General features: G+C 49.3%; 16 protein-coding genes and 1 tRNA gene. 10 read left to right on the forward strand and 7 right to left on the reverse strand.

Annotation, left to right across the window (positions count from 1 at the left end; all coding sequences use genetic code 11):
• Positions 1-4 precede the first annotated feature (4 nt).
• Both H6F86_RS21870 and glp read right to left on the reverse strand, forming a co-directional pair.
• Positions 5-1,849 carry a glycosyltransferase gene (locus H6F86_RS21870; RefSeq protein ID WP_190451208.1) on the reverse strand — a complete coding sequence of 615 codons (1,845 nt, stop codon included), beginning with the start codon at positions 1,847-1,849 and terminating at the stop codon, positions 5-7.
• 62 nt (positions 1,850-1,911) lie between these two features.
• Entirely contained in the window at positions 1,912-3,225 is a 1,314-nt protein-coding gene (glp, locus tag H6F86_RS21875) for a gephyrin-like molybdotransferase Glp (protein WP_190451210.1), read from the reverse strand.
• A gap of 387 nt (positions 3,226-3,612) precedes the next feature.
• Here glp and H6F86_RS21880 point away from each other — a divergent pair, with 387 nt between their 5' ends.
• On the forward strand, positions 3,613-3,861 hold the full coding sequence (locus H6F86_RS21880; RefSeq protein WP_242033627.1) for a hypothetical protein: 249 nt from the start codon (positions 3,613-3,615) through the stop codon (positions 3,859-3,861).
• 125 nt (positions 3,862-3,986) lie between these two features.
• Here the strand turns inward: H6F86_RS21880 and H6F86_RS21885 are convergent, their stop codons facing one another.
• Positions 3,987-4,682, reverse strand: a complete 696-nt coding sequence (locus H6F86_RS21885) for an alpha/beta hydrolase (protein WP_199305415.1) — start codon at positions 4,680-4,682, stop codon at positions 3,987-3,989.
• Between the two features lie 223 nt (positions 4,683-4,905).
• On the opposite strand from H6F86_RS21885, the gene H6F86_RS21890 reads away from it, so the two are divergent.
• Positions 4,906-6,558: a DUF1565 domain-containing protein gene (locus H6F86_RS21890; protein WP_190451212.1), complete on the forward strand. Its 1,653-nt coding sequence runs from the start codon at positions 4,906-4,908 to the stop codon at positions 6,556-6,558.
• A gap of 4 nt (positions 6,559-6,562) precedes the next feature.
• On the opposite strand, the gene H6F86_RS21895 is transcribed toward H6F86_RS21890, so the two are convergent.
• On the reverse strand, positions 6,563-6,859 hold the full coding sequence (locus tag H6F86_RS21895; RefSeq protein WP_190451214.1) for a DUF3493 domain-containing protein: 297 nt from the start codon (positions 6,857-6,859) through the stop codon (positions 6,563-6,565).
• 84 nt (positions 6,860-6,943) lie between these two features.
• Between H6F86_RS21895 and H6F86_RS21900 the strand changes: the two genes are divergently transcribed.
• Positions 6,944-7,015: transfer RNA gene (locus tag H6F86_RS21900), tRNA-Thr, on the forward strand.
• Between the two features lie 590 nt (positions 7,016-7,605).
• A complete protein-coding gene (gene ctpC, locus H6F86_RS21905; RefSeq protein WP_190451216.1) occupies positions 7,606-8,892 on the forward strand; it encodes a carboxyl-terminal processing protease CtpC in 1,287 nt (428 codons plus the stop codon).
• Positions 8,893-8,954: 62 nt separating this feature from the next.
• On the opposite strand, the gene H6F86_RS21910 is transcribed toward ctpC, so the two are convergent.
• The gene (locus H6F86_RS21910) at positions 8,955-9,149 is read right to left on the reverse strand and encodes a hypothetical protein (RefSeq protein ID WP_190451218.1); all 195 of its coding nucleotides are present in this window, start codon (positions 9,147-9,149) and stop codon (positions 8,955-8,957) included.
• A gap of 281 nt (positions 9,150-9,430) precedes the next feature.
• Between H6F86_RS21910 and H6F86_RS21915 the strand changes: the two genes are divergently transcribed.
• From H6F86_RS21915 to H6F86_RS21930, 4 genes are all read left to right on the forward strand, one after another.
• Complete coding sequence (locus tag H6F86_RS21915; protein WP_190451220.1) at positions 9,431-10,846, forward strand: PilT/PilU family type 4a pilus ATPase; 1,416 nt, start codon at positions 9,431-9,433, stop codon at positions 10,844-10,846.
• Between the two features lie 18 nt (positions 10,847-10,864).
• Complete coding sequence (locus tag H6F86_RS21920) at positions 10,865-11,626, forward strand: circadian clock KaiB family protein (RefSeq protein ID WP_190451222.1); 762 nt, start codon at positions 10,865-10,867, stop codon at positions 11,624-11,626.
• A gap of 42 nt (positions 11,627-11,668) precedes the next feature.
• Positions 11,669-12,805, forward strand: coding sequence for a 7,8-didemethyl-8-hydroxy-5-deazariboflavin synthase subunit CofH (gene cofH / locus H6F86_RS21925; RefSeq protein WP_190451224.1), 1,137 nt, complete (start codon positions 11,669-11,671; stop codon positions 12,803-12,805).
• 236 nt (positions 12,806-13,041) lie between these two features.
• On the forward strand, positions 13,042-13,710 hold the full coding sequence (locus tag H6F86_RS21930; protein ID WP_190451226.1) for a response regulator transcription factor: 669 nt from the start codon (positions 13,042-13,044) through the stop codon (positions 13,708-13,710).
• A gap of 387 nt (positions 13,711-14,097) precedes the next feature.
• On the opposite strand, the gene H6F86_RS21935 is transcribed toward H6F86_RS21930, so the two are convergent.
• Positions 14,098-14,736, reverse strand: a complete 639-nt coding sequence (locus tag H6F86_RS21935; protein WP_190451228.1) for an FMN-dependent NADH-azoreductase — start codon at positions 14,734-14,736, stop codon at positions 14,098-14,100.
• A 232-nt stretch (positions 14,737-14,968) separates the two neighbouring features.
• Here H6F86_RS21935 and H6F86_RS21940 point away from each other — a divergent pair, with 232 nt between their 5' ends.
• The gene (locus H6F86_RS21940) at positions 14,969-15,859 is read left to right on the forward strand and encodes a helix-turn-helix domain-containing protein (protein ID WP_190451230.1); all 891 of its coding nucleotides are present in this window, start codon (positions 14,969-14,971) and stop codon (positions 15,857-15,859) included.
• Between the two features lie 165 nt (positions 15,860-16,024).
• On the opposite strand, the gene H6F86_RS21945 is transcribed toward H6F86_RS21940, so the two are convergent.
• Positions 16,025-16,531, reverse strand: coding sequence for a pyridoxamine 5'-phosphate oxidase family protein (locus tag H6F86_RS21945; RefSeq protein ID WP_190451232.1), 507 nt, complete (start codon positions 16,529-16,531; stop codon positions 16,025-16,027).
• Between the two features lie 204 nt (positions 16,532-16,735).
• On the opposite strand from H6F86_RS21945, the gene H6F86_RS21950 reads away from it, so the two are divergent.
• A complete protein-coding gene (locus H6F86_RS21950; RefSeq protein ID WP_190451234.1) occupies positions 16,736-17,632 on the forward strand; it encodes a pirin family protein in 897 nt (298 codons plus the stop codon).
• Positions 17,633-17,793 lie beyond the last annotated feature (161 nt).

Here is a 17,793-nt window from a genome sequence, read left to right on the forward strand (position 1 = left end):
ACAACTAATCTGCTAGTTTCTCCAGCAGTAATACGCTACCTTGATGCAGCCGTTTAGTCTTATTTTCAAAGAGAGTCACAAAGGCATCAATCGCGCCTTTTGGCAGCAGTTGAGTCGTGTCTTGTGCTGTATTAACGCCGTAATCCTCAAAGACGATCAGGCTACCAACTGTTAATAAGCTCCAGCTTAAAACGGCAATTTCTAGTGTTTCGCTAGCCGTTTTCATGCCACCGATGTAAAGAAGCTGATAGCTGTGATGAGGTAGCGATCTCAGTCCATCACAGGGATTACCAACAATTTTTTGCACCTTGTCAGCCGCGCCTGTACGAGCGATATTCGTCTCAAAGCGTGTCAAAATCGATTGTCCGCCGGATGAGCCTTCAAAGCGATCGAGACAGGTGACGTGTGCTGTTTGAGACAGCAAAAGATTGTCTAGCAGCCAGCACGTAATGCGCCCATCCCGACTTCCAATTTCGAGCGCTTTGAAGTCTACAATGTGCTGGAATAGATGACGATAGCTGGTTAAAAAATTTAGATCAACGTCAGCAAACTCGCTAGAAAATTGATAGCCTTTAGTCAAGTGCTGAAACTGCTTTTTAGCCCTGGCAAGCTCTGCGATCGCTTCTGCAAACGCTGGCTGCAATGTCACGGCTTGCTGCAAAACCAATATTGCCTGTTCAAGTCGGTTTTGCTTATATAGGACGGTGCCGAGATTGAAATAAATTCTAGACAGATCAACAGTCGAAAGGGCTGAATTGAGGTCAATTGCTTGCTTGAAGTAAACGCCCGCTTCTTCTAGCTTGCCCTGTTGATGCAACGCTGAACCAAAATTGTTATAAGCGGCAGCTAAAATGTTTTTAACCGTTGCACGTGTTGCCGGTTCCGCTTGCATACCATGTTCATAAAGCGAAATTGCTTCGGTATAGCACCCTTGTGATAAATAGTCGTTAGCTAACTGTTGCCAGTTCAACTGTGCAGTTAGTTCAGTGGTTAAAGCAATTTTTCGGAATTTTTCGCCTAGATAGCTAAAGCGCTCTTGTTCCAAACGCCGTCGTAGAAGGTGCAGCTCTCTCTCATGAGAAGGCGTTTCATCCTGATACTGATCAGGTGGGGTTTGAAATTTTTTTAACTGTCGATCCAGATTATTGCCGGGATAGCGAATATATTCAACCGTTTCAATTTCAACTTTCAATACCTTAAAAAACTTTGACAGCCATAACGTGTAGGACACATCTTCACAACCAATTTGTTTATAAACGGGTGCTTCAGGAAAGCCCTCAACAAATTCATGGCAGTCTCGGCGTAGGCATAAGTTGAGAGGAATCGTATTTTCAATCGCGGCTTTCCATTCTGGGTAAACGGGATCTGCTAGCCGCACACCTGTCCGTACAATGCCAATAGGATGCGGCGGTAGCGTTAGGGGATAGGAGGTCTCACCAACCGTTACTTGTAGGGGTTTGAGTGCTGCCTCAGACGACGGGGGCTGATGATTGAGCAACATGAAACAGAGATAAATATGTTCTTTGAACATAAGATCATCCCCATCGCAGAAAAAGAGAATATCGCCCCTGGCAATCTTCACTCCCGTATTTCTAGCGGCACCACTGCCCAGGCTTCTAAAGTGCTTGATAACTTGAAAGTAAGGCTTATCTCGACCAAATTCTGCCAGCAGTGTGAGTGTACGATCGCTCGATCCCTCATCAACCACAATTAACTCAGCATAAACGTTGTGATCAACATCATCCTGCTGATAAAAGTAGGCAATGCTGGCATCAATACTTTCTAGCGTGCGAATAATTTCACGCTCTTTGTTTAGCACCGGGACAATAACAGAAAGTGAGCGAATCATGCTGTTGCACCTCAGTAATTCCAATGTGCCGAAAGCTTTATTCCACCTTACCTTTACAGCGGTCAACCAATTTGCATCACATAAATTGACTCGCCACTGCTAATGTGGGTTTTTCCCATTGGCATTACAGCTAGCCCGTTTGTACCAGCTAGATTGATCAAGTTTCCCGAACTGGGGCTACCGCCAGCTAAAGCAAACTCGTACAGCCCATCCACCAAATCTAAGTGTCCCCAAAGATAAGACTCTCGCTTACCGTCCGATCGCAAATCGACCTGCGTTTTTGCCCTCACAAACGTTGGTTTCCACGCACGTTCAGGCAAGCCTGATAGTTTACGTAGCGCTGGCTCTACAAAGCGACAAAATGTGACCAGCGCTGAGACCGGATTGCCAGGCAGACCGAAGTAGAGCGTAGCAGCATTGGAGAGTGGGAATTGTGGATCTGCTGCCTCAAGCGCCCTAGCCTTCTCTGCCTCCTGCCCTCTGCCTTCTGCCTTCCGCTCAAACGTCGCCACAGTCAACGGCTTCCCTGGCTTCACTGCAACGGCACGAATGTGAATGTTGCCACCCAACTCGGCAAGAATGTCTTCTACATAGTCATAGTCACCCACCGAAACACCACCGGAGGAAAGCACTATATCAGACTGATCAAGAGCGATCGCGATCGCCTGTTTCAACGCCTCTGGTTCATCCCGTACCACTCCTAACCGTACGGGGATTGCACCAGCCTGAATGACCAAACTTGCCAACGCATACTGGTTGGAGTCTACAATCTCACCGGGCTGAAGCGGCTGATCAATGCTGACCAGTTCGTCACCCGTAGAAAAGATAGTGACCCGTGGCTGCCGGTAGACTTTGACCTGAGCGCACTGAGCCGCCGCCAGCACTGCCATTTCTGGAGCCTGAAGCCGCAAGCCTGATGGCAAAAGCGGTTGTCCAGCCTGATAAAAGGCTGCTCGCTTACGGACAAACGCCTGTGGCTGTGGCGCTGCCAGAATGGTCACACGATCGCCGTCCCGTTGTGTTTCTTCCTGTATGACGATCGTATCAGCCCCAGCAGGCATCACTGAACCCGTTAAAATGCGAGCGGCTTGACCAGCCGCAACAACACACTGCGGTTGATAGCCCGCCGGGATCGTTTCAATGACCGCTAACGTAACCGGAGACTCCGCCGAACACGCCTGCACATCGGCATAACGTACGGCATAGCCATCCATCGCTGAATTATCCCAGTGGGGAAAGTCGAGATCACTGGTTACAGAACCTGCCAGAATGCGACCGCGTGCCTCTAGTAACGGCAGCATCTCACTATCACGATCGACATCAAGCGGCTGCACAAGGCTCAGGATGATTGTCTCTGCTTGCTCAACTGGAATCATAAGAGGCTTAAGAGATTAAAGCTTGAGATATAGCAGTCCTAAATCATTTATGAGCAAGGCTCAATCATTCAGTGGTCAGCGATCAGCTTTTTTGCTAGCTGCTGACTGCTGACTGCTGACTGCTGATCGCTCATACCAGCGTAATTCTCATTATCTAAATAGGAGCGCTATAGCATTGCCAACTCAGTCTAAAGCGTTATCTTTATTTTTTAACTTTCGCTGCAATTAATCAAACATCATGCTGAAATGTCGTGGCAATCACACTCCATTTTTGGGGGTGCGCTATTCTGGAATAGAGTGAGAGTTTTTTGCAATCGCTCTGCCTAACGCATCATAACTCTGCCAACCACTGGTGCGTTTTAGAAGTTTATTCTCCTTGAGGTGTTTATGGCTAATCCACAGTTCCGCCCATCTTTTGGAAATGCTTCCCTGCCAGACAAGCTAACGCCAGAACTTTTAGACCAGCTCCCCGGCGATTCTGAAATTTGGCACAACCTCAAGCAGGCGATTGCCGCTAGCTCTGGGTTTGAGCGCTGGCAGTTAGAACGCAACACAGATGGTCGCTTGAGTGGGTTAAACCTAGATCATTTAGTGCGCTACTACTTGCGTGAGACGCTGGAAACGCTGGCTTATTAAGCGGTTCTGTTAGTGCCATTACCGCAGTCTTAACGACGCATAAAATCAACCCCTCCTGATGCTCCTTATGAGAAGGAACGGTCAGGAGGGGTTTTAATATGTTGCATGGGGAACTGGTAACAGCGTTAAAGTTTCTCAAACACGCCCAGAATTTTGCGGATACCGCTTTCGAGTTCACTTAGTTTGAGAGCAGTGTCTACGAGCTGATCAACTTCTACTTCCACTTCTTGAGTAGGATATTTTTCGATCGCTTCGATGAGCGAGAGTTTGCCATCATCACTGGCAGAAAGTACCAACGACGATCGCAATGCCTGACGGTTAGCAGTGTTAGCAGAGGTATGGATGGTTTTGCCCACTTCGTCGAGTATCCGTTCCCCGACAAAGTTATTCAAAGCACGATCAAGCACGACCACACTGACTTTGGCTTCTTTAGTCAACGCATTCCGAATCTCTTCTGGCTCTTTGTTTGCCAGCTTCATATAGGCTGCTAGCGTCGGCGAGGGTTCACCAGTTTCGGCAAAACTTGATAGCTCGGCAACAGAAATAGACTCTTGAAAGACGCCATACCGTAAGACAACTTTCTCTGCTGCTAGTCCAGCAGTACTGTAAAGCGTGGCACCCGCACCAGCAGCGAGCAGTAGGCAGCAGTGGAGCAATGAATGTGGGAAGCGCATAGGTCGATTGCAGGAAACAGTGATTACCTTGACGGTCTCTGAACGGTATTCGTTTCCCTTGATGTACAACATCTGGCACAAGACATACAAGGATTGCAAGACGCGCTTAACCCTATGGTCGATCTGAATCAGTGCTGGAACTTCCATCCCTTAACTGTTGTCAGAATGTCAGAATGCTGGCGATGCGTCATCCTTTTAGAACGCCGCATTGCACATTAGCGGGTACACTCTGGCATTCAAATAATAGACAGATCAAGACATTACAGTTTCAGTATGATCGCAATGAGCGCGATCGCTACTAGGGCATACTAAACCGCGTTCATTTCTTACCTTGCGTTTCTTCTACAACTCCGTCATTAGCGCACACGTTATGTCGTACCAGGGCTTTCAGATCGATCGCTGGCTACAAAGATGCCGTTTTTCAGCTACTAGCTTCAAACCGCGTCTGGGGCTAGTCATGCTGCTTCTGCTGGGCGGACAAGGGTTGGGGCTAGTTTTGCCAACCACCGCTCAGGTAAAAGCGCCAGTGCTGCTGGCTCAAACGCCGCTTTCGGCAACACTCCTTTATGTCAATCCGGCTTCTGGTACCGATGCGCCTGGTGCGGGCAATGAGGCTACCCCTTACCGCACGATCGCCTACGCCCTCCAGCAAGCAACACCAGGAACCTATGTCCAGTTAGCGCGAGGCAGCTATACGCAAGCTTCTGGCGAGGTCTTTCCGCTTAATGTGCCACCGGGAGTCACGCTTCGGGGCGAAGAATCTGAGAAGGGGCAGACCGTTGCTATTATCGGCGGTGGTAACCTGGTTAGTCCAACGTTTGCGCGGCAGAATGTGACGCTTCAGGCAGGTAAAGATACTGAAATCCGGGGCATTTCGGTTACAAACCCCAATACACGCGGCACAGGTATCTGGATCGAATCGGTCAATGCCAAAATCCAAAACTGCACGTTTAACCGCAATAATCGGGAAGGCGTTTTTGTCACTGGCACAGCTAATCCGGTGATTGCAGACAGCGTGTTTACTCAGAATGGCGGCAATGGCATTTCAGTTGCTAACCGTGCTACAGGCGAAATTCGCAGCAATGTGTTTCAAAACACAGGCTTTGGGCTGGCGATCGGCGGTAACGCGGCACCCAGGATAAGTGGCAACCGCATTATTGAGAACACAGACGGACTGTATATTAACGACGCTGCCCGTCCTATCTTGCGGAACAATACGATCGAAAACAACAAACGGGATGGCATCGTTGCCACCAGTAATGCTCAACCTGACATCGGCACGACTGGCAGTGATGGTAACAACATCGTTCGCAATAACCGTCAGTACGACCTCAATAACACCACTAATAAGACGCTCTACGCTGTAGGCAATACGCTCGACTCAAGGAAGGTTGCTGGTTCTGTAGAATTTGGCGCATCCCCGATCGCCTCTGGCAACGCTGATCAATTTGCTGATGTGCAAGGGCATTGGGCGCAAGCATATATCGCCGCTTTAGCACAGCGAAACATTATCAGCGGCTTTCCTGGTGGTACGTTTCGTCCAGATGACTCCGTAACTCGCGTGCAATTTGCTGCCATTATCAACAAAGCCTTTGCACCATCCGCTAAGCAAAACGTGGCTCAGTTTAAAGATATCAGCAGTAACTTTTGGGGCTACTCGGCAGTTCAATCTGCTGCTCGAGGTGGCTTTATGCGCGGCTACCCTAACGGCACTTTTAGACCCAATCAAGTGATTCCTAGAGTTGAAGTGTTAGTAGCACTCTCCAATGGGTTAAATTTCACTACTAGCAACACCAGCGTTCTGTCTAGATATCAAGATGATGCCCAAATTCCATCCTGGGCAACTACCGCCGTTGCTGCTGCCACCCAGCGCAAAATTGTTGTGAATTATCCATCGCTGGTGCGACTCAACCCGACTCGTCAAGCAACGCGTGCCGAGGTTGCTGCCTTTGTCTACCAGGCAATGGTTAATGCCGGCAAAGCCAACGCGATCGCCTCGCCCTATATCGTGTTAGCGCCGTGAGGAGTCAGGAGTCTGACTTGCGTTCCGCCTTACCTTCAAGGCGAAGTAGCCAAAGCATCAGCGCCACAACGCCAATCTGAATCGCCAGGTTTGGCAATGTATTGCTTACCTCTTGCCCTGCCAGCAGTTGCGTGACAAAAATGAAAGCACCGATCGCTCCTGACGCCGCAAAAGCCACATAGACAAACTTCCGCAAGCCCCGATAGGGAGCCTCTGCCTCTGCTTTCAAAAAGGCATACTTTTCAGGGTCGGTCTGCTGTAGCGTTGACGGTTTGCCTGCTTTGCGGGAATTGTTTGCCATACCTCATTGCCCTTTTTACGCTCTTATACTCTCTACCCTACACGCATTACAAACCCTAAGCCTGCTATACTAATCAACTGTTATGCCGATGTGGCTCAGTGGTAGAGCACTCGATTCGTAATCGAGCGGTCGGGGGTTCAAATCCCCCCATCGGCTTCAAGTAAAAACCCCTGAAGTGCTTGCTTTGAGGGTTTTTGCTGTTTTAGTTTTGTCTACAATGCTGATGTTGCACAAAACAGTCAGAATCAGATCTACTAGAAGATCTTTAGGAACTGTCTGGGTAGCAAGTCCTAGAGAATAAGAAAAGGACGATCGCACCCTGTACTTAGAAACACACCACTCATGTCTTTGCATAATTTCGTTTACATAGCGGGATGATGCTGTCACCAGCGCGGACCCAAGGCGATCACTCCTTGCATGAGTTAAGTGCGATCGCTTAGATGTGAACAGGGCAACGAAGCCAACGTTAAACAGCTTGTTCTAAAGTAAGAACCCTCTCAAAGCTCTTTTGAAGTCTCAAGCTGAAAGCGTAATTTTAGTTCGAGTTCGCAACTGTACCTTGCCTATCTTCTGCCACCCCCATAATGGACACTATCGGACAGCCATCGACCCAAAACTGATCAGGTTCAGCACCTTAATCAAGGTTGTGGTAAAGAATTTTGTCTCTAACTGGCAGGATATCTCAATCATGATCGGCTGTGTTAGATTGAGCATAGTTTTTTGTCGTTCTTCACTGGCTCAGTACTATGGCAGTCACGAAACGTGGGCTTCTTCTCGCTTCAACAGCAGTCGCAGTTAGTGCAGTCACCATTACAGGAGCTGGGATACACCTCTCTGAAGGGCAAGCCTTCTTTCAAGAGAGTCCGAAAGGACTAGTGGACGAAGTCTGGCAAATTATTGATCGCACCTATGTCGATGGCTCCTTTAACAAGGTGGATTGGAAGGCAACACGCACTGAGTATTTGAACAAGCCCTACACCAATAAAGAGCAGGCGTACAAGGCAGTTCGAGAGATGCTCAAGAAGCTGGGCGACCCCTACACGCGCTTTATGGACCCGCAAGAGTTCAAGAATATGCAGATTGATACCTCCGGCGAGCTTTCTGGGGTAGGTATTCAACTTGCAGCGGATGAAAAAACCAAGAAATTGACCGTCATAGCGCCGATCGAAGATTCGCCTGCTTTTGCAGCTGGTATTTTAGCTAAAGACATCATCACGAAAATTGATGCGAAAAGCACTGAAGGGATGGATGTTAACCAGGCTGTGACCTTGATTCGGGGTGTGGCTGGTACCAGCGTTAAGCTGACTGTCTTGCGGGGCGGTAAACAACTGGAATATCAGTTGAAGCGGGCAAAGATTGAGATCCATCCTGTACGAGCCAGCTATCAGAAAGATGCAAATGGTGGCGGCATTGGCTATATCCGGCTGGTGCAGTTCAGTGCTCCTGCTCCAATCGAAATGAAAAATGCGATTGAGAAGTTAGAGAAGCAGAACGTCAGCGGTTATATCCTTGACTTGCGCTCTAATCCTGGTGGGCTGCTCTTCACCAGCGTTGAGATTGCGCGGATGTGGCTCAAGCAAGGCGCGATCGTTTCTACCGTTGATCGCAAGGGCGAGAGAGAGCGTGAGCAAGCAAACAACCGTGCTCTGACTGATAAGCCACTAGTAATCCTGGTTGATGGCGGTTCTGCTAGTGCCAGCGAGATTTTATCGGGTGCGCTACAAGATAACAAACGGGCAACGTTGGTTGGCACCAAAACGTTTGGGAAGGGGCTGGTGCAATCGGTGCGTGGGCTTGGTGATGGCTCTGGTCTAGCAGTGACGATCGCCAAATACCTGACACCCCTTGGTCGAGATATTAACAAGAACGGCATTAATCCAGATATCGAAGTCAAGCTGTCAGATGAGCAACGTCAGGCATTAAGCGGCGATCGCAACAAAATTGGCACTGCTGCTGACCCACAGTACGCCAAAGCGCTGGAAGTGCTGACACAACGCATCAAAGCACAGCAGCCTACAGTACCCAAGTCGTAGAGAGTTATGGCTTTAAGTGATGAGTTCTGTGTTGAAACCGCAGCTTAAAACTCATCACTTTTCTAGGCTGGTTGACATTTGCCAGCCCGGATTAGACCGATACGATGGGCGATCGCACTTTGCTGAGAGTCGTAGGGTCCCCATCGCTGGAGCGTTGAGGTCGGGTCTGAGCCTTGCTGGTTTTCCATTTGACTGGCAGGCACAATAGCGCATTGTCCATCTGCTTGCTTCACAACGTACCAGGTAGCATCGTTCATTAGCTCATTTTCATCCGGTTACACCACGAAAATGATAGGACAACTAGAGATATGGGAAGACTTTTCTAGAGATGAGTGTCTGTTATTTTGGTAAAGATGCGTCGTGTAGAAAAACGATCGCAGTTGGTTAAACCTAAACGTGAATACACCACGCGGACTGCCTGACCAACCTACACGTGCTTTTTTACCCTCAGCGACTCTCGTTCACACATAGCTGCACGGGTCTTTACTAGAGTCCGTCGCTCGCTTTTACCGCTCTAGGGTTTACAGAGAAATAGCATATGACTGAATCACAGCGTCCGTCTAGTTCGCCACCGCCGCCACCGCGCGTCCCACCCGCCCCGCCGCCGCCGATGCGAACTAGCGCCAATAATGGTGCTACCGTCGCTGCAACGCAACAAATGACCTCAGCGATGCCCTCTGGTGCAGCAACCCCAACCATGATTTCGACACCAGCGACGAGTGCGGCAACTCCAACCATCATGTCGTCCCAAGCGACAGGTCTAGCTACCCCAACGATCGCATCACCATCGGCTGCATCTCAGACAGTTGTTTCTGCACCACCTGCACCACCTGCTGGACACCGCCCCACTGCTCCGCCACCACTACCAGCACAACCACATAGACCCAGCAATGGTTCGCCCACGCTCGCCGAAATTGTGCGCCACGCATTTGATAAGGGCTACTCAGATGTTCATGCTGGTGTAGGCGAAGTCCCCCGTTATCGGAACCGGGGTGAAATTGATGCCACTGACTGGCCCGTGACCGATCGCGCCACCTTTTATAGCTGGCTACGCGAAATCCTCAGTGAAGAAGATATCCGTGAGTTTGAGGAAACCCTGGATTTTGACGCTGCTACTCAGTACGACTTTGCCCGTGTACGGATCAATATCTTTGACTCATTGCACGGTCCTGCCATGGTGCTGCGGCTAATCCCGCTCAAAATCTTGACAATGGAGCAACTTAACCTCCCACCAGTGTTTAAAGACGTATGCCACTACCACAAAGGCTTAGTTCTAGTAACGGGTCCTACGGGTTCGGGTAAGTCCACCACTATGGCAGCCATGGTTGATTACATCAACAAGGAGATGCCTAAGCACATCATTACTATTGAGGACCCGATTGAATTTGTCCATAAGAGTCAGAAGGCGCTGATCAAACACCGGGAAGTTGGTATTCATACCCGCAAGTTTGATAATGCGCTGAAGGCAGCCCTACGGGAAGATCCAGATCTCATCCTAGTTGGGGAAATGCGGGACAAAGAAACAGTTAACACGGCGCTCAAGGCGGCTCAAACGGGGCACCTTGTGATGGGCACATTGCATACAAACAGTGCTGTCAAGACAATCGAGCGGATTTTGCAGTTGTTTGAACCAGAACAGCAGGAACCCATTCGGATTTCATTGGCTGAGTCGATGGTTGCAGTCATCTCTCAAGGTCTATGCCGTACGACTGATGGTAAACGTGCTGCGTTTCACGATATTTTGATCAATACGGATGCCATCAAAGATTTTATTCGGCGTGGGGAGATTGAGGAGATTGAGCAAATCATTCCCCGATGCACTTTTGACGGCATGTGTACAATGAATCAGTCTCTCTACAAGCTGTACGAAGCGGGACGGATTACAGAAGAGGTAGCTCTGGAAATGTCGCCGAAGCCGAATGAGATGGCACAGTCTCTGAGAGGGCGCGTGTAATCAGCACAGGAAACTCTATTGAACGCAGATTCCAATGCTGCCAGCGTTTTTAAGGGCATCGCGCTCTTTACACCTGGAGGCGGTTTGATTTATTGCATTGATCGCAAAAAGCAGGAACGCTGGCACGTTCACCTTTGTGCTGCCTTACGCGATATTTTGAACCTACCAGAACCGCCGCATTTTTTAGTGCCTTGCTATGCTGCCACCGTCGATCGCTGGCTGATTCCTCAGACGCAGCAGTTACAAATGGTGGCAGAAGCATCGCCGCTAGTGCTCCGGTATCAAACCTTACTCAATGCTGTCTTTGACACAGGAGATTTGGTTTGGCAGCCTTCACGCTTGCCAGAGGGTCTTTGCGATTCTGTTGTGCTGTCTGCCTATCGTAAGCAGTTTCCTCAACTTTGGGAGCCGCATGATCTTGTCGTGCGTTATGAAGCGGCTGAACCGTATGCTCATTTACATCAGGAATTACCCGTCGCACCGCTAGAACACTCGCCGCTGCTAAGCGCAAGAGGTTACGTCTTGCGCCTGTTTGTTTCTGGTCATAGCATTGCTACAGAACGAACCTTGCAAGCGCTGCATCGAGTGTTAGAACAATCGCTCAGTCATCCTTACACGCTCAAAGTCATTGATGTCTCGCAGCATCCTGAGCAAGCAGAACTCGATCAGGTTTCAGCAACACCTACGCTAGTGAAGGTCTATCCTCAACCGGTGCGCCGGATCGTAGGGGATTTAGATAATGTGGATCAGTTGTTACGCATCTTTGGACCAGACAGGTGAAGCTTGTCACAATGGAAACGTAGTCGCTGATTCTGATGTGCTGTGGTTACCATAACAGTTGAAAAGATTCTCGATCGCGCTCTAGAAGGGCACGACTTGTCTTGGGAAGAAGGGGTAATGTTGCTGAAGCAACGCTCGTCCGATGCGATCGCTCAAATTCGTCAGACGGCTGACCAACTGCGGCAGCAACAGTCTGGTGAGACAGTTACCTACATCATCAACCGCAACATTAATTTCACTAATATCTGTGAGCAGCACTGTAGCTTTTGTGCCTTTCGACGGGATGAGGGCGATGAGGGTGCGTACTGGCTTGATCTAGAGCAACTGTTGGCAAAAGCAACCGATGCTGTGCAACGGGGGGCGACTGAGCTTTGTATGCAGGGTGGCTTGAATCCGAAGGCAACGCTCAAGGGGTCATCGTTGTCCTACTATCTGCGGATTGTTGAAACGTTGAAGGATAAGTTTCCCCGGCTGCATCTGCACGCCTTTTCGCCACAAGAAGTGCAGTTTATTGCTAGAGAAGATGGTCTGAGCTATGCAGCAGTCATCGCAGCACTGCGGGATGCGGGAGTTGATTCATTACCTGGAACCGCTGCAGAGGTTTTAGACGACTCCGTAAGGCGTGTGTTGTGCCCTGAAAAAATTGACACGGCAACCTGGCTCGAGATCGTGGGCATCGCGCATCAGCAGGGGCTGCATACGACTAGCACGATGCTGTCGGGACATATCGAAACGCCAGAGCAGCAGATACGTCACCTAGAGTTACTGCGATCGCTCCAGCAAGCGTCTTTAGAAAAAGGCTATCCCGGCATTACAGAGTTTATTCTGCTACCGTTTGTGGGGCAAGAAGCGCCCAAACCTTTACGTCGTCGAGTTGGACGCGATCAGCCTGTCCTTGCCGATGCACTGTTGTTAATGGCGGTTGCTCGTATTTTTCTAGGACACTGGATTACCAACCATCAGCCCAGTTGGGTCAAATTGGGACTCGCTGGTGCAACCGAAGCACTCACCTGGGGCTGTAATGACATCGGCGGCACCCTGATGGAAGAACACATTACTTCAATGGCAGGCGCACAGGGCGGTACGTGCATGGAAGTCGAGACGTTGGTAGAAGCGATTGCCTCGCTCGATCGCCCCTATCGACAGCGAGATACCCTGTATGGAATTGTCAGTCATTAGTGGTTAGCTAACGCAGCAGCATTAAACAGAAGCTACTTCATTTAGCACTTGTTTCAGCCCTAAAATCTACAACGCCATCAACAACAAATCCACAACAAGCCTTAAAGGGGTAAGCCACAGTTCTGGTAGAAGGGTGTAGCTTATTCCCAGAACGGGTAGGAGTGGAAGGGTGGGACTTTTATAAGTGGAAATGGCTATAAGATCCAGAAGGATATGGCTGTTGGGTAAACTGTCGCATGAATCGCATTCTCATTGCTGAAGACAACCCCCGTATCACCTCCTTTTTAGAAACGGGCTTGCAAGCCCACAGTTTCACAACAACAGTGGTAGCAACCGCTCGAGAGGCAGCCCGTCTTGCCTACAGCGACAATTTTGACTTGTTGATTCTTGACCTCGGCTTGCCCGATGGCGATGGCTTGGCTGTCATTGCGACTGTACGCGGTCAGGGTGAAACCATTCCCATTATTGTGCTGACGGCGCGCGATGGCGTAGATGATACGGTGTCTGCTCTAGAGGCAGGGGGCGATGATTATGTTACTAAGCCCTTTCGCTTTGAGGAACTGCTGGCACGCATTCGAGTGCAACTCCGCAATCGGCAAGTACCCGGTGCACGGCAGGAAACCACACTGCAAGTGGGCGATATGACGCTAAATTTGTTGAGCCGTCAGGTTTGGGTACGAGAGCGTGCGATCGACCTCTCTGCCCGTGAGTTTTTGCTTGCCGAAGTTTTTTTGCGGCATCCGATGCAGGTGTTTACACGCGAACAACTCCTCGATCGCATCTGGGGCTACGACTACGACCCCGGCACCAACATTGTCAATGTCTACATCGGGCATCTGCGGCGCAAACTAGGCGAAGACCGCATCGAAACAGTGCGCGGCATTGGCTATCGCCTCAAACTTTAATTCATCAGCCCATAGAATTCCAAATTGTTTTTGTATCAGCGAACATTTGGAAACGGCGCACCTTGCGATCAACGAGATCATAAACGTGTGCGGCGGCAGCACAAAGTGACTTCTGCGTGTGTCGATCGCAGCCGACATAGGCTCCGATGACAACGACAGAATCTCCTGCATCAAGGTCCTGATCGACGCGGAATGAGAACGTTTCCCATCGCTCATCATTGGACTTGAGGACTCCTTCAACTACTGAGGCTGCACCTTGATAAGCTGCACCGTGTGGAAAGCCTTCATTCTGAATTCATTCGAGGTCAGTGGTACAAATGTGCAAGAAGGCATCATAATCTTTCTCGCAGAAAGCTTTGTATAACTCTTGGATAATTTCAAGATTTGTCATGTATTGCTTCCCACTAGTTGCGCTACCTGGGTACGAGCAGAAGCAATCGACTCTGCTAACTTTTGCCCGCCATATTCATCGTTTTCAACGTGGATAAAGGTGATGTCAGTAATGCCCATAAAGCCGAAAACGGTAACAAGATAAGGGTCGTGATGATTCATCTTTTCGTAGCGTCCGCCCGGTTGAAAACCAGAATCACCCCGAGCTTCAATCACAAACATCTTCTTACCAAGTACTAGCGGTTTGAAAACGTTAGCAGCATCATCTGGTTCAAAAGCAACGGTACGTCCAACTCGCACAATTTGGTCAATATACGCCTTGAAGCTACTGGGAACGCTGAAGTTATACATGGGAACACCGATGATATAGATATCAGCTGCCAAAAATTCATCCACCAGTTGATCGCTCAGATGAATGGCTTCCTGCAATTGAGGAGTGTGTTTTTCTGGCGGTGTAAAAGCAGCAGCAATCCACGGTTCATCGATATGCGGAACCGGATTGCGACCGACATCGCGATAGCTAACGGTATCGCCAGGATGGACTTGCTGCCATTGTTCAACAAACTCTCTGGTCAGTCGTCGAGACTGCGATCGCTCGCCTCTAGGACTCGAATCAATGTGTAATAAATGTGCCATAGTTCCTCCTGCCTAATCATTCTCTCAGCGTAGGGAAGTCACATCTGTTTTGCTATCTGATTGTTGTGCCACTGTCAAAATCTTGCGATCAATCTTTAGGTGGCTTGGCAGAAGTGTTATGAACGCTCATACAATCAGATTGATAGCGGTTCTATTTGGGCTTATGAGCAAGTTTTTTGTAGAAACACCCATGCAGCATCTCGCTCTAATAGGGAATTGAGGCTTGCTAGCGATGAATTGGATCTACACGAAGAAGTCGATCGCCAATCACCAGCTTGAAACCGCTGGGCAGCCGATCCTGTCTAGCCAGAAGCACGGTTGGGAAAACATTCTGGTTGAGCAATTCCAACATCCGCCGGGTGAGGCAAACTGCCATTACAGCGATGAGCATACGATTTGTTTATCGCTTGCCTCCCGTCCAGTCCGCTTTTTGCAAGTTAGAGAAGGGAAAACCTATTCAGGGCTATATGGAAAAGGTGACATTTCCATCACACCAGCGAAGACACCATTTTTCGCTCGGTGGGATAGTGAGGATCATTACTTGCAGATTCGGCTTGCCGCTCACTTTATCCAGCGCATTGCCCAAGAAATCCTTGACCAAAATCTAGAGTACCTGGAATTACTCCCCGAATTCCGGACTCGTAATCCTCAAATTGAGGCGATCGGCATGATGCTGCTGGCTGAACTACAACAGGAAAATCTAGGCGGTAAGCTTTATATTGAATCGCTAACAAACGTCTTAGCAGTGCGCATACTTAGGCAATATGCAACGACTGAAGCACGCCTGCCAACGTATAAGAGTGGCTTACCTGAGCGCCAACTGCTGCAAGTTTTGGAGTATATCAATGAACATCTAGATGAAGATATCAAGCTGTCAAGTCTAGCTCAATTATTGGGTATGAGTCAGTTTCATTTCAGCCATGTCTTCAAGCAGGCGATCGGCACGGCTCCCTATCAATACTTGCTACAACAACGAGTCGAACGGGCAAAACAATTATTGAAACAAACCGATCAATCAGTGATGGAGATTGCGTTGCTATGCGGTTTCAACAGCCACAGCCATTTAAGCAAACAGTTTCGACAGCTTACAGGCGTGACACCCACAGCTTACCGAACCAATTAAACAAGCTTGTTTTGTGGAGAAGGGCTAACCCTACGCAGTTGGTTGAAACCCGTAGCCCCAATATCTGCGAAGACAGACTTAGTTGTAAGGACGCGATAATACGACCGATCGAACGTTCAAGAGAGCCGCGCTCAGTCGTAACCCGATTTTTCTACACTTACAGCGCTACCGCAAATCAATTTTCTCATGTTCAGCCGGATTTGCTTTTTCGCCAGTTGTCACTGCTGTTGCGAACCCAATCGCTTTAGCAACCCAGCCTGCTGGAGCATCCCAGTATTCTGCCTTTTCTACACTAATCTTTAGTAAGGCAATATCAGGCTCATCTAAACCTTGAGGAAACCAGGCTTTTAGATCGGGCTGCCACAACTCCTTAATTTTGTCGCGATCAGTTACCAATGCAGCTGTACCGGATAACGAGACGTATTGCTGTTTATCTGGTGCAGCAAAACTGACATTGACGCGATTTTGGCGCTCGATTTCCACCACTTTATGATCACTGCCATAGGTAAAAAACCAGAGACTACCATCTTCCTCAATATTTCCATTCGTTGACATGGGACGACTGCGGAGGTTGTCATCATCGTCGATCGTCGTCAACATACAAAAGTAAATGTCTTTCATCAACTCACGTAACTTTTGCACTGCTTGCGCTTGATCGGTCGCCGCTGCCATCTGTTGTACCTCGTTGCACGTTGTCTAGAACGATGTTACGCAGAATGAGCACATACAGCGTCTTTCCATAGAATGGTCTTAGAGGATTGTGCGCGATCACTGCCTCCACACAACCTCTCGATTTATCCTATAGTCCAGACTAAAATTGCTTTAGCAAAGGGTCGAACGAGTAAATTAATTGTTGATGTTTCCCCAAACCACATCATGACTTCTTGCATTCAGCACCTCATTGCACCACACGTTCAAGATCTCGGTGGGTTTCAAGCTCGTCGGTTGCTGCCGTCAGAGGCTGTCACGCTGGTTGGTCCCTTCATCTTTTTTGATCATCTGGGTCCGGCAGTGTTTCCACCTGGAAAAGGTGTTGATGTCAGACCGCATCCCCACATCAATCTAGCAACCGTCACCTACTTGTTTGAGGGCGCTTTTCTGCATCGTGACAGTGAAGGCAACGTGCAGGAAATCCGTCCGGGTGCAGTGAACTGGATGACCGCAGGGCGAGGAATTGTCCACTCTGAGCGATCGCCCGATGAAGAGCGCAACAAAGAAGCAACTCTGCATGGCATTCAAACCTGGGTGGCGCTACCGGATGAACACGAAGAAACAGATCCCTGGTTCCGTCATCATCCGGCAGCCGATCTGCCAATCTGGGAGGAAGCAGGCGTTGCGTTTACGCTTATTGCAGGCGAAGCGTATGGTCGTACATCTCCAGTGCAAACCTTCTCGCCAATACTTTATTTGGATGTTCAACTTGCACCAGGGACGCAGTTCACCTTACCAGGTGATTACAGTGAGCAGGCAGTTTACAGCGTTACATCAGGGTTACGGCTGAACGGGGTTGCTCTAGAGCAGCATCGACTAGCGGTGCTGGTGCCTGGAACATCAGTAGAGATTGCGTCTGACAGTGCGGCTCGCTGTATTATCGTTGGTGGTGAGCCGATTGGGAAGCGCCACAAATGGTGGAATTTTGTCTCCAGCCGTCCTGAGCGCATTGAGCAGGCGAAACGCGATTGGCAGGAAGGACGCTTTGCGACTGTACCTGACGAAGCAGAATTTATTCCTCTCCCGGAGGAGCCGCTTCGCAAGCCAGAACAGCCTCTGTGAATGCATTACTCAAGATTGCTGTGTTTGGTAATGTCTTGGGATAACTTCACTACATATAACGGACGATCGCTCAAAGTTTCTCGGTCAAAGGCTTGAGGTTGGGTTAACGTAGCTGAGATGCAATGACAGTCAGGCTTATCCTCTGTTAGTTCAGCCGTCAG

The sequence above is a fragment of the Phormidium sp. FACHB-592 genome (assembly GCF_014695795.1).
In the GTDB taxonomy this organism is placed as follows: domain Bacteria; phylum Cyanobacteriota; class Cyanobacteriia; order Leptolyngbyales; family Leptolyngbyaceae; genus Stenomitos.

Coding starts and splice junctions, on each gene's coding strand:
- H6F86_RS21870 (WP_190451208.1), bottom strand. CDS start 1,849: ATGATTCGCTCACTTTCTGTTATTGTCCCGGTGCTAAACAAAGAGCGT.
- glp (WP_190451210.1), bottom strand. CDS start 3,225: ATGATTCCAGTTGAGCAAGCAGAGACAATCATCCTGAGCCTTGTGCAG.
- H6F86_RS21880 (WP_242033627.1), top strand. CDS start 3,613: ATGGCTAATCCACAGTTCCGCCCATCTTTTGGAAATGCTTCCCTGCCA.
- H6F86_RS21885 (WP_199305415.1), bottom strand. CDS start 4,682: ATGGAAGTTCCAGCACTGATTCAGATCGACCATAGGGTTAAGCGCGTC.
- H6F86_RS21890 (WP_190451212.1), top strand. CDS start 4,906: ATGTCGTACCAGGGCTTTCAGATCGATCGCTGGCTACAAAGATGCCGT.
- H6F86_RS21895 (WP_190451214.1), bottom strand. CDS start 6,859: ATGGCAAACAATTCCCGCAAAGCAGGCAAACCGTCAACGCTACAGCAG.
- ctpC (WP_190451216.1), top strand. CDS start 7,606: ATGGCAGTCACGAAACGTGGGCTTCTTCTCGCTTCAACAGCAGTCGCA.
- H6F86_RS21910 (WP_190451218.1), bottom strand. CDS start 9,149: ATGAACGATGCTACCTGGTACGTTGTGAAGCAAGCAGATGGACAATGC.
- H6F86_RS21915 (WP_190451220.1), top strand. CDS start 9,431: ATGACTGAATCACAGCGTCCGTCTAGTTCGCCACCGCCGCCACCGCGC.
- H6F86_RS21930 (WP_190451226.1), top strand. CDS start 13,042: ATGAATCGCATTCTCATTGCTGAAGACAACCCCCGTATCACCTCCTTT.
- H6F86_RS21935 (WP_190451228.1), bottom strand. CDS start 14,736: ATGGCACATTTATTACACATTGATTCGAGTCCTAGAGGCGAGCGATCG.
- H6F86_RS21940 (WP_190451230.1), top strand. CDS start 14,969: ATGAATTGGATCTACACGAAGAAGTCGATCGCCAATCACCAGCTTGAA.
- H6F86_RS21945 (WP_190451232.1), bottom strand. CDS start 16,531: ATGGCAGCGGCGACCGATCAAGCGCAAGCAGTGCAAAAGTTACGTGAG.
- H6F86_RS21950 (WP_190451234.1), top strand. CDS start 16,736: ATGACTTCTTGCATTCAGCACCTCATTGCACCACACGTTCAAGATCTC.